The organism is Pseudoxanthomonas sp. UC19_8 (assembly GCF_042700505.1).
Taxonomy (GTDB): domain Bacteria; phylum Pseudomonadota; class Gammaproteobacteria; order Xanthomonadales; family Xanthomonadaceae; genus Pseudoxanthomonas_A; species Pseudoxanthomonas_A winnipegensis.
In genome coordinates this window covers 1,975,020-1,990,169 of record NZ_CP170559.1, presented here as the reverse complement: position 1 = coordinate 1,990,169, position 15,150 = coordinate 1,975,020, and the positions used below count along the sequence as shown (strand labels likewise).

Genomic DNA, 15,150 nt, shown 5'->3' with positions numbered 1-15,150 from the left:
CCGCTGATTCTTCATAATTCCGCTTCTGCTGCGGGGTGGAGCAGTCTGGCAGCTCGTCGGGCTCATAACCCGAAGGTCGCAGGTTCAAATCCTGCCCCCGCTACCAAGTTTCCGGCATCGAAGTCCGCTTCGATCGCCAGGAGCCTGGGCTCGTAGAAACGCTTGTTCCCGTTTCTACATCCAGCGTCATCGGAAAAGGGCCCATTGGGCCCTTTTCCGTTTCTGAAAAACGCATTACGACGAGACTTCCGCCACGTGAGCGACAAGGCCACCGAGATCGCACAGCTGCTGCAGCCCACCGTTCAGGCCCTGGGCCTCGAGCTGCTGGGCGTGGAATACCTGCCGGCCACCGGCAACGCCACGCTGCGCCTGTACATCGACGTGCTCGAGGCCGAGCGCGAGACGCGTGTGGTCAACATCGACGACTGCGAGGCGGTCAGCCGCGAGGTCTCGGCCCAGCTGGACGTGGAAGACCCGATCAGCGGCAATTACACGCTGGAAGTGTCCTCGCCCGGCGTGGACCGTCCGCTGTTCACCGCGGCGCAGTTCGCGCGCTTCATCGGCGAGGAGGCCAAGGTCGTGCTGAAGCTGCCGCAGGACGGGCGCCGCCGGCTGCAGGGCCGCATCGTGGCGGTCGAGGGCGAGGCGATCACGCTGGCCTTCGACAACCAGCAGCTGACCATCGCCGGCGACAACCTGGACAAGGCCCGGCTGATGCCCGACTGGGTCGCGCTGGGCCTGGCGCCGCAGCCGAAGAAGAAAGACGTGGGTGCCGGCAAGGGCAAGAAAAAGCCTGCCGCGCCCAAGCAAGTGCATTGATACCAACCCAACCCAACGACGGCCCGCGTGGTCGCGCTCGGAGTGATAGATGAGTAAGGAATTGTTGCTGGTGGTGGACGCGGTCGCCAACGAAAAAGGCGTGCCGCGTGAGGTGATCTTCGAGGCCATCGAGGCCGCGTTGGCGTCCGCCGCCAAGAAGCGCTATCCCGACCAGGACGTGCTGGTACGCGTGTCCATCGACCAGAAGGACGGCACCTACGAGACCTTCCGCCGCTGGGAAGTGGTGGCCGACGACGTGGTCATGGAGTCGCCCGATCGCCAGATCCGCCTGATGGACGCGGTCGACGAGGCCGAAGGCGTCGAGGTGGGCGATTACATCGAGGAGCAGATCGAGAACCCCGATTTCGGCCGCATCGCCGCCCAGGCCGCCAAGCAGGTCATCGTGCAGCGCGTGCGCGAGGCCGAGCGCGCCCAGGTGGTCGATGCGTGGAAGGATCGCGTCGGCGAGCTGGTCACCGGCATCGTCAAGCGCGCCGAGCGCGGCAACATCTACGTGGACCTGGGCGGCAACGCCGAGGCCTTCATCGCCAAGGACAAGGGCATCCCGCGCGACGTGCTGCGCGCCGGCGACCGTGTGCGCGGCTACCTGTTCGACGTGCGTTCCGAGCCGCGTGGCCCGCAGCTGTTCATCAGCCGCGCCGCGCCGGAATTCATGATGGAGCTGTTCAAGCTGGAAGTGCCGGAAGTGGGCCAGGGTCTGGTCGAGATCAAGGCCTGCGCGCGCGATCCGGGCGACCGCGCCAAGATCGCCGTGCTCGCCCACGACACCCGCACCGATCCGATCGGCGCGTGCATCGGCATGCGCGGTTCGCGCGTGCAGGCGGTGAGCAACGAGCTCAACGGCGAGCGCGTGGACATCGTGCTGTGGAACGACAACCCGGCCAACTTCGTCATCAATGCGATGGCGCCGGCCGAGGTGCAGTCGATCATCGTCGACGAGGACCGCCACTCGATGGATCTGGCCGTGGCCGAGGACCGCCTGGCCCAGGCCATCGGCAAGGGCGGGCAGAACGTGCGCCTGGCAAGCCGCCTGACCGGTTGGCAGCTCAACGTGATGACCCAGGACCAGGTCGCGGCCAAGTCCGAGGCCGAGCAGGGCGTGGCCCGCCAGCTGTTCATGGACAAGCTGGAAGTGGACGAGGAGATCGCGCAGATCCTGTCGCCGAAGGGTTCAGCACGGTCGAGGAAATCGCCTACGTCCCGGTCGGCGAGCTGCTGGCGGTGGAGGGCTTCGACGAGGACATCGTCGAGGAACTGCGCGCCCGCGCCCGCGACGCGCTGCTCAACGAGGCGCTGGCCGCCGAGGAGAGCGCCGAGGGCGGCGGCCCGTCCGCCGACCTGCTGGCCCTGGACGGCATGGACGAGGCCACCGCCTACGCCCTGGCCTCGCACGGAGTGCAGACCAGCGAGGACCTGTCGGACCTGGCGGCCGACGAGGTGATGGAGTTCGGCATCGATGGGCTAGACGAGGCCCACGCCGCCGCGCTGATCCTGGCCGCCCGCGCCGAGGAGATCGCCCGCCTGGAGCGTGGCGAATGAGCCGGCCATGAACATCGCCCTGAATCCTTCAGGGTTTAGAATTCGCGTTTCCCTTGCTCTGGGCGAGGGGGCGCCAACCAGATCATAGGATCCGAATGTCGCAGCAAACCACCATCCGCAAGCTCGCCGAACTGGTCAACACGCCGGTCGACAAACTGATCGAACAGCTGGCCGAGGCCGGCATGAAGTTCAGTGGCCCCGACCAGGAAGTGTCCAGCACCGAAAAGATGAAGCTGCTCGGCTTCCTGCGTCGCACCCACGGCAAGGCCGACGGTGAGACCGAGGAGGCCGCGGCCTCGCGGAAGATCACCCTGGCACGCCGCAAGGTGCAGGAAGTGACGGTCAAGTCCGGCCGCAGCAACTCCACCGTGGCCGTGGAGGTGCGCCAGAAGCGCACCTACGTCAAGCCGACCGAGGCCCAGGCCAGCGAGGCGCGCCGCGCCGGCAGCGCCGCGGCCGCCAACGGCGGCGACGAGCGCGCCGAGATCCTGCGCAAGCTGGAAGAATCGCGCCAGCGCAACCTGGCCGAACAGCAGCGCCTGGCCGAGGTCGACCGCGCGCGCGCCGAGGAAATCGAGCGCAAGCGCCAGGAAGAGCTCGCCGCGCGCGCCGCCGCCGAGGCCGAGGCCCGCGCCGAGGCGCAGTCCGAGGACGAGGAGGCGGTCGCCGAGGAGCCGGCGGCGCCGTCGGCCCCGCCGGCGCGCACGCCCATCGACGAGCGCAACGGCCCGATCGCCGGCATGTCCTCGATCCGCGTCCCGGCCAAGCCCGCCGCCCCGCGCAGCACGCCGGCCCCGGCGCGCAAGGAACCCGAGCGTGGCGCCGGCGCTGCCGCGGCCAAGCACAAGACCCGCGGCTCGCACGCGATGGTCGCCGGCGTCGAGGACGACGACAGCACCCAGCGCTTCGCCGGACAGCTGCACCTGTCGGCCGCCGACCGCGCCCGTCGTGGCGCCGCGCGCGGCAAGCCCAAGGCGCGTCGCCAGCTCGAGCAGAGCCGCGGCGGTTCGGGCAGCCACCAGTTCGAGCGCCCGACCGCGCCGGTCGTGCGCGAAGTGGCCATCGGCGATGCGATCAGCGTCGGCGACCTGGCGCAGAAGCTCGCGCTCAAGGGCGGCGATGTGGTCAAGGCGCTGTTCAAGATGGGCGTGATGGCCACCATCACCCAGACCATCGACCACGACACCGCCGCGCTGGTCACCGAGGAACTGGGCCACAAGGTGGTCAAGGCCAATACCGATTCGGCCGAGGACGCGCTGCTGGCCCACACCGAGGAAGTGCAGGGCGATCAGGCCCCGCGTCCGCCGGTGGTCACCATCATGGGCCACGTCGACCACGGCAAGACCTCGCTGCTGGACTACATCCGCCGCACCAAGGTCGCCACCGGCGAGGCCGGCGGCATCACCCAGCACATCGGCGCCTACCACGTCGAGACCGCCAACGGCGTCATCAGCTTCCTGGATACCCCGGGCCATGCGGCGTTCACCGCCATGCGTGCGCGCGGCGCCAAGCTGACCGACATCGTGGTCCTGGTCGTGGCCGCCGACGATGGCGTGATGCCGCAGACGATCGAATCGGTGCAGCAGGCCAAGGCGGCCGGCGTGCCGCTGATCGTGGCGATCAACAAGATGGACAAGTCCGACGCCGACCCGCTGCGCGTGAAGAACGAGCTGCTGGCCCACGACGTGGTCGCCGAGGAGTTCGGCGGCGACACCCAGTTCATCGAGCTGTCGGCCAAGACCGGCCAGGGCGTGGATGCGCTGCTGGACGCGATCAGCCTGCAGGCCGAGGTGCTGGAACTGCGCGCCGTGCCCGAGGGCCGCGCCACCGGTACGGTCATCGAGTCCTCGCTGGACAAGGGCCGCGGCCCGGTCGCCACCGTGCTGGTCCAGCAGGGCCTGCTCAAGAAGGGCGACTACCTGGTCTGCGGCATCCAGTACGGCCGCGTGCGCGCGCTGTTCGACGAGACCGGCGGCCAGCCGGCCTCGGCCGGCCCGTCGATCCCGGTGCAGGTCCTGGGCCTGTCCGGCGTGCCCGATGCGGGCGACGACTTCGTGGTCGTCGACGACGAGCGCCTGGCCAAGGACGTGGCCCAGCAGCGCGATGCCAAGCGCCGCGAGTCGCGCCTGGTGGCCTCGGCCGGCAGCCGCATGGAAGACATCATGGCCCAGCTGGGCAAGGGCGAGGGCCAGCTGAGCCTCAACCTGATCGTCAAGGCCGACGTGCAGGGCTCGGTGGAAGCGCTGCGCCATTCGCTGGTGGCGCTGTCCAACGAAGACATCCGCATCAACATCATCAGCTCCGGCGTGGGCGGCATCACCGAGTCGGACGCCAACTCGGCGGTCGCCTCCAAGGCCACGATCATCGGCTTCAACGTGCGTGCCGACGCCTCGGCCCGCCGCATCGTCGAAGCCAATGGCGTGGACATGCGCTACTTCTCGATCATCTACGACGTGATCGACCAGGTGAAGCAGGTGGCGTCCGGTCTGCTGGGCGTGGAGATCCGCGAGGAGATCATCGGTATCGCCCAAGTGCGCGACGTGTTCCGCAGCTCCAAGTTCGGCGCGGTGGCCGGCTGTATGGTCATCGAGGGCGTGGTCAAGCGCTCTAAGCCGATCCGCGTGCTGCGCGACAACACGGTCATCTTCGAGGGCGAGCTGGAATCGCTGCGCCGCTTCAAGGAGAACGTGGACGAAGTGCGCAACGGCACCGAGTGCGGCATCGGCGTGAAGGCCTACAACGACGTCAAGGCCGGCGACCAGATCGAGTGCTTCGAGCGCATCGAGGTGCAGCGCACGCTGTGATCGCGCCCGTCTGCGCCGCGGCGGTTCCTTCCAGGAATCGCCGCCGGCGCAGGCGCCGTGATCGCCGCATCGCTCGATTGCCATGCCGACCAAATCCTTCCATCGCACCGACCGCGTCTCCGCCCAGCTCCGCCGCGAGCTGGGCACGCTGGTGCACGAAGCGGTGCGCGAGCACGGCCTGCCGTCGGTCAGCGTGTCCGACGTCGAGGTCACCCGCGACCTGGCCCACGCCAAGGTGTTCGTCACCGCCCTGATGCCCGAACGCTCCACCGAGGCGGTCAAGGGCCTGAAGGAACTGGCGCCGCAGATCCGCTACGCCCTGGCGCGTGCGGTGAAGATGCGCCACGTGCCTGAACTGCATTTCCACTACGACGATTCGGTCGACCGCGGCGAGCGCATCGAGACGCTGCTGCGCGAGAATCCGCTGCCGCCCGAATCCGGGTCCGACCAGGACTGATGGCCGCCACCGACGCCGCCGCGATGCCGGACGCCGACGGTGCCGGACGCGGCGGTTCGGCGCGCGCCGACCAGCCGCGCGGCAAGCGCCCGCAGCGCCCGCGCACCAAGTTCCGCCGCGTCGACGGCATCCTGCTGCTGGACAAGCCCGGCGGCATGAGCTCCAACCAGGCCCTGCAGCGGGCCCGGCACCTGTTCGGCGCGGAGAAGGGCGGCCATACCGGCGCGCTCGATCCGCTGGCCACCGGCCTGCTGCCGCTGTGCTTCGGCGAGGCGACCAAGATCGCCGGCAGCCTGCTGGGCTCCGCCAAGGCCTACGACACCGTGGCCCGGCTGGGCCAGGTCACCGACACCGACGATGCCGAGGGCCAGGTGCTGCGCGAGCGGCCGGTCCAGGCCTATCCGATCGACCGCCTCGATGCGGCCCTGCGCGCGCTGACCGGGCACCTGCAGCAGCGCCCGCCGATCTATTCGGCGCTCAAGCGCGGCGGCGAGCCGCTGTACGCCAAGGCCCGGCGCGGCGAGGTGGTGGAGGTCGAGACTCGCCCGGTCTACGTGCGCGCCTTCGAACTGCAGTCGGCCGCCGATCTGCTCGACGCCGGCCAGCCGCTGCTGCGCCTGCATGTCGAATGCGGCTCGGGCACCTATGTGCGCAGCCTGGTGCGCGACCTCGGCGAGGCGCTGGGCTGCGGCGCGCACGTGGCCCAGCTGCGCCGGCTGTGGGTCGACCCGTTCCGCGAGCCGCGCATGTGGACCCTGGAGCAGCTCGAGGCCCTGGCCGAGCGCGATCCGCGCAGCCTGCAGGCCTGCCTGCTGCCCGTCGAGGCCGGCATGGTCGGCCTGCCGCGCATCGACCTGACCGACGAGGCCGCCGCGCGCCTGCGGCAGGGCCAGCGCCTGACCGGCGTGCCCGGCCCGGCCGGGACCGTGGCCGTGTTCGCCGAGTCCGGCCAGGTGCTGGGAATGGGACAGCTGTCCAAGGATGGGCTGCTTTCGCCCCAGCGACTGTTCAACTGGCCGACCGGCGGCGCGGTGTCACCGGCCTGAAACCTTGTGCCACCGGGTGCTGGCCCCTACAATACCGCGGCCTTTTCAGGCCCTTGGCCGATCCCGGCCTTCACTCACCATTGCAAGCGGCGGACCAGGCGGTGCGCGCGGAGGACAGCCCGCGTTCCTGCAGGTCGCGCATCAACCAAGAGAAATCGACATGTCCATCGACACCCAGAAAGTCATTGAAGACAACAAGCGCGGCGCCAACGACACCGGCTCGCCGGAAGTCCAGGTCGCCCTGCTGACCGCCCGCATCGAGATGCTGACCGAGCACTTCAAGACCCACAAGAAGGATCACCACAGCCGTCGCGGCCTGCTGCAGCTGGTCAACCGCCGCCGCAGCCTGCTCGACTACCTGCACCGCAAGGATGCCCCGCGTTACAAGGCCCTGATCGAGAAGCTGGGCCTGCGTCGCTAAAACCAGATGACCGACCGCGGCGCAGTGATGCGCCGCGGTTCGTTTTTTCCGGCGTCGGAAAAAGATGCACTGCAACATGGCCGCATACGGTGGCCGCCCGGGCACGGCAGGGGCCGTCGGCCGGGACAACCAGATTCGAGACTCTTAGGAAACCCACGTGGCAAAAATCACCAAGACCTTCCAGTACGGCAAACACACCGTCACCCTCGAGACCGGCGAGATCGCCCGTCAGGCCAGCGGTGCCGTCATCGTCAAGATGGACGACACCGTACTGCTGGTCAGCGCCGTCGCCGCCAAGAGCGCGCGCGAGGGCCAGGACTTCTTCCCGCTGACGGTGGACTACCAGGAGAAGTTCTACGCCGGCGGCCGCATCCCCGGTGGCTTCTTCAAGCGCGAAGGCCGCGCCACGGAGAAGGAGACGCTGATCTCGCGCCTGATCGACCGGCCGATCCGTCCGCTGTTCCCCGAGGACTACAAGAACGAAGTCCAGATCATCGCCACGGTGATGTCGCTGAACCCGGAGATCGACGGCGACATCGCCGCCCTGATCGGCGCCTCGGCCGCGCTGTCGCTGGCCGGTACCCCGTTCAAGGGCCCGATCGGCGCCGCCAAGGTCGGCTACAAGAACGGCGAATACATCCTCAACCCGACCGTGTCGGAGCTGAAGGACTCGCAGCTGGAGCTGGTCGTGGCCGGTACCGCCAACGCGGTGCTGATGGTCGAGTCCGAGGCCGCGCTGCTGTCCGAGGAAGTGATGCTGGGCGCGGTGACCTTCGGCCATCGCGAGATGCAGAAGGTCATCAACGCGATCAACGAGCTGACCGTCGAAGCCGGCACCAAGCCCTCCAGCTGGGTCGCCCCGGCCAAGAACGAGGCGCTGATCTCGGCGCTGAAGGAAGCCGTCGGCGGCAAGCTGGCCGAGGCCTTCCAGGTGCGCGACAAGCTGCAGCGCCGCGACGCCATCGCCGCGATCAAGAAGGACGTCATCGAAGCCCTGGCCGGCCGTGTCGAGGCCGAGGGCTGGGACAAGGCAGAGCTGTCCAAGGAGTTCGGCGAGCTCGAGTACCGCACGATGCGCGACTCGGTGCTGGACACCAAGATCCGCATCGACGGGCGTGCGCTGGACATGGTGCGCCCGATCTCCGTGCAGGCCGGCGTGCTGCCGCGCACCCACGGCTCGGCGCTGTTCACTCGCGGCGAGACCCAGGCGATCGTGGTCACCACGCTGGGCACCGCCCGCGATGGCCAGGTGATCGACGCGGTCAGCGGCGAGTACAAGGACAACTTCCTGTTCCATTACAACTTCCCGCCGTACTCGGTGGGCGAGTGCGGCCGCTTCGGCGCGCCGAAGCGTCGCGAGATCGGCCACGGCCGTCTGGCCAAGCGCGGCGTGCTGGCCGTGATGCCGACCCTGGAAGAGTTCCCGTACACCATCCGCGTGGTCTCGGAGATCACCGAGTCCAACGGCTCCTCGTCGATGGCCTCGGTGTGCGGCTCGTCGCTGGCGCTGATGGACGCCGGCGTGCCGGTCAAGGCGCCGGTGGCCGGTATCGCGATGGGCCTGGTGAAGGAGGACGACCGCTTCGTGGTGCTGTCCGACATCCTGGGCGACGAGGATCACCTGGGCGACATGGACTTCAAGGTCGCCGGTACCTCCGAGGGCGTGTCCGCGCTGCAGATGGACATCAAGATCGAGGGCATCACCGAAGAGATCATGAAGCAGGCGCTGGAGCAGGCCAAGGCCGGCCGTCTGCACATCCTCGGCGAGATGTCCAAGGCCCTGACCAGCCCGCGCGCCGAGCTGTCGGACTACGCGCCGCGCCTGATCACCATCAAGATCCACCCCGACAAGATCCGCGAAGTGATCGGCAAGGGCGGTTCGGTCATCCAGGCGATCACCAAGGAGACCGGCACGCAGATCGACATCCAGGACGACGGCACGATCACCATCGCCTCGGTCAACGGCGCTGCCGGCCAGGCCGCCAAGTCGCGCATCGAGCAGATCACCTCGGACATCGAGCCGGGCCGCATCTACGAGGGCAAGGTCGCCAAGCTGATGGACTTCGGCGCGTTCGTGACCATCGCCCCGGGCAAGGATGGTCTGGTGCACGTCTCGCAGATTTCCTCCGAGCGCGTGGAGAAGGTCTCCGACAAGCTCAAGGAAGGCGACGTGGTCAAGGTCAAGGTGCTGGAAGTGGACAAGCAGGGCCGCATCCGCCTGTCCATGAAGGCCGTGGAAGAAGGCGAGGGCGTGACCGAGTAATCGGTTGGCTATCGCTTGATTAGAAGAAGGCGGGCCTTGGCCCGCCTTTTTTTGTTGCTGTCTCGGTAAAGGGAGCGCGCGTTTTTGCGCTCCGGCTTCTTTGCGCTCCGGCTTCGGAGGGGCAGCGCTCCGGCGGGCGGGGGCCGCTTATCCCTCAATCAGGGCATCCTGCCCTGATTCGGGCGCTCGGCTTCCTGCCTCGCTAGGCGCGGCCCCCGCCCGCCGGAACGCTGCCTCGCGCGTCAGGTCACAGGACTTCGGTTTACGGGGTCGTGCCAATCTTTCCCTTGTGCACAAGGCGATCAGTGACGGGAAGGCGTCGACTTGAGCCCCCTCCCTTGCGCGCAGCGCAGGGGAGGGATGGGGAGGGGTGCTCTTGCTCTTGCTTTGGTGGCTTGACCGGGAAAGCCACGACCCCACCCCGGCCCTCCCCTTCGCCTGCGGCGAAAGGGCGGGGGCAGGGCGCTTGCTCGCTGCTTTCGAGTTGGGAGAAGTCCCGATCTATTCGCCGCAGCGCTGCGACCCGGGCGGACGTGCGGAGAGCGGGCCGGGATGGCCCGCGGCGGTGAGTCCGCCGTGGAGGGCGGATCGAGCTGAGGAGCCATGTCCTGCCGGGTCGAGGCTGATTAGTGGGCGAAATCAGCTCACAGGCCCGAAGCCGTGCAACTCGGAGACGAGGACTTGGCGCGGCCTTAGCGTTGGACCCGCGATGTGGCAATAGCGGCGACGCCTCAGCGCAGCGGCAGGCTGAGCGTGGCGCGCAATCCCTGCGGCGTGCGGTTGGCCAGGAGCAGCCGGCCGCCGTGGGCTTCGGCGATGCGCTCGGCGATTGCCAGGCCCAGCCCGGCGCCGCCGGTCGTGCGGCTGCGTGAGCTTTCCAGGCGCTTGAACGGGGTGGTGATGCCGGCCAGCTGGTCTTCCGGGATGCCGGGGCCTGCGTCGTCGATGTGCAGGTCGATCCGGTCGGCGTGCGCTTCGATGCTAAGGCGCGCGCTGCCGGCGAAGCGCAGCGCGTTGTCGAGCAGGTTGTCGATCGCGCGGTGCAGCGTGGTGGGGTCGGCCTGGAGGCGTGTATCCCGGTTCGCCGGGACGGAGGCGACGGCTTGGCCCAGCGAGACCCGGTCCGCCGCGATGCCCGCGACCAGGGCGTCGAGATCGACCGGCTGCAGCCGCGCCGGCTGCGCCTGGGCATGCGCGTAGGCGAGCATCTGCTCGATCATGGCGGCCATGCGTTCCAGGTCGCCGATCATGCGCTGGCGGTCGGCGCCGGGGACGAGCTCGGCGCGGATGCGCAGGCCGGTCAGCGGCGTGCGCAGGTCGTGGGCGATAGCGGCGAAGGCCTGCAGTCGTTCGCCGGCATGCCGGGCCAGGCGGGCGTGCATGGCGTTCATGGCCTCGCCGACCGCGCGCAGCTCCGGGGGGCCGTCGAGCGGGAAGCCCGCGCCACTGTCCAGATCGCTGATCGCCGCCGCCCGCGCCAGGCGCTGGATCGGCCGGGAGAGCCGCCTCGCGGCAAACCACACCGGCAGGGCTAGCAGCGCCATCGCCACGCCGAACGCCGCCGTCATCCGCAGCCGCCAGCCCGCCAGCCGTTGGTCGACGGGCGTCAGCGTGCGCCAGCGTCCGTCGCTGCCCTGGATCGCCGCGGTGAAGGCGGGCAGCGAGGTGTCCATGCCGACCCGCGCATCGGCGTCGTAGCGCATCTGGAAGCCGCGCGCGTCGCTGTCCACCAGCAGGGTGCGGTCGCCGACCAGGACCACGCTCTGCCCGTTGCCGCTGGCCTTGCCCGCGCCCGCCGCGTCCAGCCAGCACGCCCGTACGCGCCCCGGCTGGGTGCCCGTGGCCTGCGCCAGCGTCGCCTCCACCGGCGCGACGCGGGGACAGCCGGGCGGCGCGGCACGCGGCTCGATCCTGAAGCGGCCGCCGTGCTGCCCTTCGAGGGCCGCCGCGGCCTCGCGCACGCTCATGCGGATGGGTGCGGGCGTGGGCGTGGCCAGGACGATGCCGAAGCACAGGGCGAAGGCCAGGGCCAGGGTGACCAGCGCCAGCGCCGCCACCTGGACCAGGATGGGCGGCGGTCTCATCCCCGCGTCACCGGCGCGCGGAAGCGATAGCCGAGGCTGCGCACGGTCTCGATCAGCGCAGCGCCCCCGGCCGCGGCCAGGCGCCGGCGCAGGCGGCTGACCGCCAGGTCGATCGCGCGGTCGAACGGCCCTTCCGCTGCCTCGTGGGTCAGGTCCAGCAGCCGGTCGCGGCTGAGCACGCGGGTGGGATGCCGGACGAAGGCCAGCAGCATCCGGGATTCCCCCGCGGTCAGTGCGAGCGTCGCGCCGTCGGGCGTGGTCAGGCGGTGGGCGTCGGCCTCGAACACCCATCCGGAGAACAGATAGGGACTGGTCGGCGGAGCGGCGCGCGGCGCCTGCCGGCGCAGGATGGCGCGCACCCGGGCCAGCAGTTCGCGCGGGTCGAAGGGCTTGCCCAGGTAGTCGAACGCGCCGACCTCCAGGCCGACGACGCGGTCGGTCACCTCGACCAGCGCGCTGAGCAGCAGGACCGGCGGGCCGTCCTGGCTCAGGCGCCGGCAGATCGACAGCCCGTCCTCGCCCGGCAGCATGATGTCCAGGATCACCAGGTCGGCCGGCTGGCGGTGCAGCAGCGCGTCCAGGCCGGCGGCATCGGCGGTGCCGCGCACCTCGAAGCCATGCCGGCCCAGGTAGGCGACGATGGCCTCGCGCACGCTGTCGTCGTCCTCGACCACGACGATCCGGTTGTCCTTGCCTGCCATGCGCCTTTCATAAAGCGGAGACGTATCGGGATTGTGTCGCCATCGGCGCTGGCGATACAGGCCGGGCATCGAGGCGATACGGCGCGGCGCTGGAATGGCGGCCTCGTCCACTTCCCTGGAGTCACCGATGCATCTGCGTGCGATGTTCCGTTCCCTTTGCTGGCTGGGCGTTGGCGGCGTTGGCGGCGTCTTCCCCGTACAGGCGTTGCCGATCACCGCGGACGGTCATGACGATCCGGCAGCGACCGCCGCGGCGGCCATCGCCCAATACCGGGTGCTGTGCCAGCGCGACCATGCGCGGCTGTGGGGCCAGAGCCTGTGCGGCCCGATCATGCTGGTCGAGCGCGACACGCGCACGCTGTTCGTGGACCGCGACGTGCCCGGGCAGGGCCTGCAGCGGCGGCGCGGCGTGTTCGTGGGCCAGTTGCCGGCGGACATCGGCATCGCCAACACCGCGACCGAATGGGCCGGGCAGCGCTGGACGATGCTGCAGCTGCCGCTCCCGCAGGACCGGCAGGCCCGCGCCGAACTGCTGATGCACGAGGCGTTCCATCGCATCCAGCCCTCGCGCCTGCCACCGCCCGTCGCGCCGCTGCCCGAGCACCTGGACCAGTTCGACGGGCGCGTCGGCCTGCGGCTGGAATGGCGCGCGCTGGCGCAGGCGCTGCGCAGCCGCAGCGCGCAGCGCCAGGCGGCCATCGCCGATGCGCTGGCGCTCCGCGCCTGGCGGCGGCAGCGCTTCCAGGACGCGGCCGTGCGCGAGAACGCGCTGGAGATCAACGAGGGGCTGGCCGAATACACCGGCCGGCGCCTCGGCGACGCGGGCGATCCCGCCGTGTCGGCCATCGCCACGCTGGAGGACTACGACCACAGGCGCGGCTATGTGCGCAGCTTCGCCTATGCGTCCGGCCCGGCCTATGGCCTGCTGCTGGACGCGCTGGCGCCGGGCTGGCGCCAGGGCCTGCGGCCCGACAGCGACCTGGGAACCCTGCTGCAGCACGCCGCCGGCGACCCGCCGCTGCCCGATCCCGCCGTGGCCGGCCAGCGCTACGGCGAGGAGGCGATCCGCCGCGAGGAAACCACGATCCGCGAGGCGCACGACCAGCAGGCCGCGCAGTGGCGCGCGCAGCTGGTGGACGGCCCGCTGCTGCGGCTGCCGCTGGTGCACATGAGCATCGAGTTCGACCCGCGCACCGTGTTCCCCCTGCCGCCGCAGGGCACGGTCTATCCGCACGCGATCATCCGCGACGACTGGGGCACGCTGACGGTCGAGCGCGGCGTGCTGCTCGCCGGCGACTGGAAGGCCGCGACGGTCGCCGGACCTGCCAGCGCCGTGGACGGCCGCAACCAGGGGCCTGGATGGACGCTGGAGCTGGCGAAGGACTGGGTGCTGGCCGATGGGGTGGTGCGTCGTCGATCCGAGGCGCAGCCGCCGGCGCCGGCTACACCCAGCCGGTGAGGTAATACGCGGCGATTACCACGAACACCGCCAGCGTCTTGACCAGGGTGATGGCGAACACGTCCTTGTAGGACTGGCGGTGGCTCAGGCCGGTGACCGCCAGCAGGGTGATCACCGCGCCGTTGTGCGGCAGGGTGTCCATGCCGCCGGAGGCCATCGCGGCCACGCGGTGCAGCACCTCCATCGGGATGCCGGCCGCCTGCGCGTTGGCGATGAAGCTGTCGGCCATTGCCGCCAGGGCGATGCTCATGCCGCCGCTGGCCGAGCCGGTGATGCCGGCCAGCGCGGTGACCGAGACGGCCTCGTTGACCAGCGGGTTGGGGATCGCGCCCAGCCCGTGGGCCACCACCAGGAAGCCCGGCAGCGCCGCGATCACCGCGCCGAAGCCGTATTCGGATGCGGTGTTCATCGAGGCCAGCAGTGCGCCGCCGATCGCCGAGCGGGTGCCCTCGGCGAAGCTGGCCAGCACCGGTCTCCAGGCGAAGGCGATCACGCAGGCGATGCCGCACAGCAGCGCGGCCTGCACGGCCCAGATCGCGGCGACCTTGGAGACCTCCTGCACCACCGGCGCCGGGTTGCCGATCACCGCCGGCACGAACGAGGCGCTGCTGCCGTACCACTGCGGGATCCAGCGGGTGAAGGCGAAGTTGGCCACGCCCACCACCAGCAGCGGCAGGATCGCCAGCAGGGGGTGGGCCAGGCGATCGCCCCTGAAGGGTTCGGGTTCGTTGCGCAGTTCGCCGCCGTAACCCTCGCCGGCGCGTGCGGCGGCGCGGCGGCGCCATTCCAGATAGCTCATGCCCAGCACCAGGATGAATACCGCGCCGAGAGTGCCCAGCACCGGCGCGGCCCAGGCCGTGGTGCCGAAGAACGCGGTGGGGATGATGTTCTGGATCTGCGGCGTGCCGGGCAGCGCGTCCATGGTGAAGGTGAAGGCGCCCAGCGCGATGGTGCCGGGGATCAGCCGCTTGGGGATGTCGCTCTGGCGGAACAGCTCGGCGGCGAAGGGATACACGGCGAACACCACCACGAACAGCGACACCCCGCCGTAGGTCAGCAGCGCGCACACCAGCACGATCGACAGCATCGCCCGCTGCGCGCCGACCACGCGGATGGTGGCCGCCACGATCGACTTGGAGAAGCCGGAGATCTCGATCAGCTTGCCGAACACCGCGCCGAGCAGGAACACCGGAAAGTACAGCTTGAGGAAACCGACCATCTTCTCCATGAACAGGCCGGTGAACATCGGCGCCACCAGCGAGGCGTCGGTGAGCAGCACCGCGCCGAGCGCGGCCACCGGCGCGAACAGGATGACGCTGTAGCCGCGGTAGGCCACGAACATCAGAAAGCACAGCGCGGCCAGCACGATCAGGAACGACATGGCACCACTCTCCAGCCGCCAGGACACGGCTTGCGCGGGGCGAGTATCGGCAGCGGCCGCATGGACGCGCTCCTGTACCAAGGTACAAGTGATGGCCCTGCGGCCGGTGCCTAGAGTTGCGCCCAACTTGCGGCGATCCCGCCGCGAGGTCGTAC

General features: G+C 69.8%; 10 protein-coding genes, 1 tRNA gene and 1 pseudogene. 9 read left to right on the top strand and 3 right to left on the bottom strand.

What is annotated here, in order from left to right:
* Positions 1-29: 29 nt before the first annotated feature.
* The 8 genes and pseudogenes from ACFJIT_RS08655 (at position 30) to pnp (ending at position 9,370) form a co-directional block, all read left to right on the top strand.
* A tRNA-Met gene (locus ACFJIT_RS08655) sits at positions 30-106 on the top strand.
* A gap of 149 nt (positions 107-255) precedes the next feature.
* Entirely contained in the window at positions 256-819 is a 564-nt protein-coding gene (rimP, locus tag ACFJIT_RS08650; RefSeq protein ID WP_379655591.1) for a ribosome maturation factor RimP, read from the top strand.
* 49 nt (positions 820-868) lie between these two features.
* Positions 869-2,379 (top strand): annotated as a pseudogene (gene nusA, locus ACFJIT_RS08645) (transcription termination factor NusA).
* A gap of 95 nt (positions 2,380-2,474) precedes the next feature.
* A complete protein-coding gene (gene infB / locus ACFJIT_RS08640; RefSeq protein ID WP_165394487.1) occupies positions 2,475-5,183 on the top strand; it encodes a translation initiation factor IF-2 in 2,709 nt (902 codons plus the stop codon).
* An 82-nt stretch (positions 5,184-5,265) separates the two neighbouring features.
* Positions 5,266-5,640, top strand: a complete 375-nt coding sequence (gene rbfA, locus ACFJIT_RS08635; protein WP_165402894.1) for a 30S ribosome-binding factor RbfA — start codon at positions 5,266-5,268, stop codon at positions 5,638-5,640.
* Positions 5,640-6,686 (top strand): tRNA pseudouridine(55) synthase TruB, encoded by a 1,047-nt coding sequence (truB, locus tag ACFJIT_RS08630; protein ID WP_379655590.1) that lies wholly within the window; start codon positions 5,640-5,642, stop codon positions 6,684-6,686. Before rbfA ends, truB begins: the two co-directional genes overlap by 1 nt.
* Before the next feature lie 160 nt (positions 6,687-6,846).
* The gene (gene rpsO, locus ACFJIT_RS08625; protein WP_130519451.1) at positions 6,847-7,107 is read left to right on the top strand and encodes a 30S ribosomal protein S15; all 261 of its coding nucleotides are present in this window, start codon (positions 6,847-6,849) and stop codon (positions 7,105-7,107) included.
* A gap of 157 nt (positions 7,108-7,264) precedes the next feature.
* A complete protein-coding gene (gene pnp / locus ACFJIT_RS08620) occupies positions 7,265-9,370 on the top strand; it encodes a polyribonucleotide nucleotidyltransferase (protein WP_379655589.1) in 2,106 nt (701 codons plus the stop codon).
* Between the two features lie 731 nt (positions 9,371-10,101).
* Here pnp and ACFJIT_RS08615 read toward each other — a convergent pair.
* Together ACFJIT_RS08615 and ACFJIT_RS08610 are read right to left on the bottom strand one after the other, a co-directional pair.
* On the bottom strand, positions 10,102-11,454 hold the full coding sequence (locus tag ACFJIT_RS08615; protein ID WP_379655588.1) for a sensor histidine kinase: 1,353 nt from the start codon (positions 11,452-11,454) through the stop codon (positions 10,102-10,104).
* The gene (locus tag ACFJIT_RS08610; RefSeq protein WP_130529660.1) at positions 11,451-12,155 is read right to left on the bottom strand and encodes a response regulator; all 705 of its coding nucleotides are present in this window, start codon (positions 12,153-12,155) and stop codon (positions 11,451-11,453) included. Before ACFJIT_RS08610 ends, ACFJIT_RS08615 begins: the two co-directional genes overlap by 4 nt.
* A gap of 142 nt (positions 12,156-12,297) precedes the next feature.
* Between ACFJIT_RS08610 and ACFJIT_RS08605 the strand changes: the two genes are divergently transcribed.
* Positions 12,298-13,614, top strand: a complete 1,317-nt coding sequence (locus tag ACFJIT_RS08605; RefSeq protein ID WP_379655587.1) for a hypothetical protein — start codon at positions 12,298-12,300, stop codon at positions 13,612-13,614.
* On the opposite strand, the gene ACFJIT_RS08600 is transcribed toward ACFJIT_RS08605, so the two are convergent.
* The gene (locus ACFJIT_RS08600) at positions 13,598-14,995 is read right to left on the bottom strand and encodes a GntP family permease (protein ID WP_130519459.1); all 1,398 of its coding nucleotides are present in this window, start codon (positions 14,993-14,995) and stop codon (positions 13,598-13,600) included. The two genes, ACFJIT_RS08605 and ACFJIT_RS08600, sit on opposite strands and share 17 nt — an antisense overlap.
* Positions 14,996-15,150 lie beyond the last annotated feature (155 nt).

Excerpts from the sequence above, each read along its gene's own strand:
- truB (WP_379655590.1), top strand. The coding sequence starts at position 5,640 with ATGGCCGCCACCGACGCCGCCGCGATGCCGGACGCCGACGGTGCCGGA.
- ACFJIT_RS08605 (WP_379655587.1), top strand. The coding sequence starts at position 12,298 with ATGTTCCGTTCCCTTTGCTGGCTGGGCGTTGGCGGCGTTGGCGGCGTC.
- infB (WP_165394487.1), top strand. The coding sequence starts at position 2,475 with ATGTCGCAGCAAACCACCATCCGCAAGCTCGCCGAACTGGTCAACACG.
- ACFJIT_RS08600 (WP_130519459.1), bottom strand. The coding sequence starts at position 14,995 with ATGTCGTTCCTGATCGTGCTGGCCGCGCTGTGCTTTCTGATGTTCGTG.
- rbfA (WP_165402894.1), top strand. The coding sequence starts at position 5,266 with ATGCCGACCAAATCCTTCCATCGCACCGACCGCGTCTCCGCCCAGCTC.
- ACFJIT_RS08615 (WP_379655588.1), bottom strand. The coding sequence starts at position 11,454 with ATGAGACCGCCGCCCATCCTGGTCCAGGTGGCGGCGCTGGCGCTGGTC.
- rpsO (WP_130519451.1), top strand. The coding sequence starts at position 6,847 with ATGTCCATCGACACCCAGAAAGTCATTGAAGACAACAAGCGCGGCGCC.
- ACFJIT_RS08610 (WP_130529660.1), bottom strand. The coding sequence starts at position 12,155 with ATGGCAGGCAAGGACAACCGGATCGTCGTGGTCGAGGACGACGACAGC.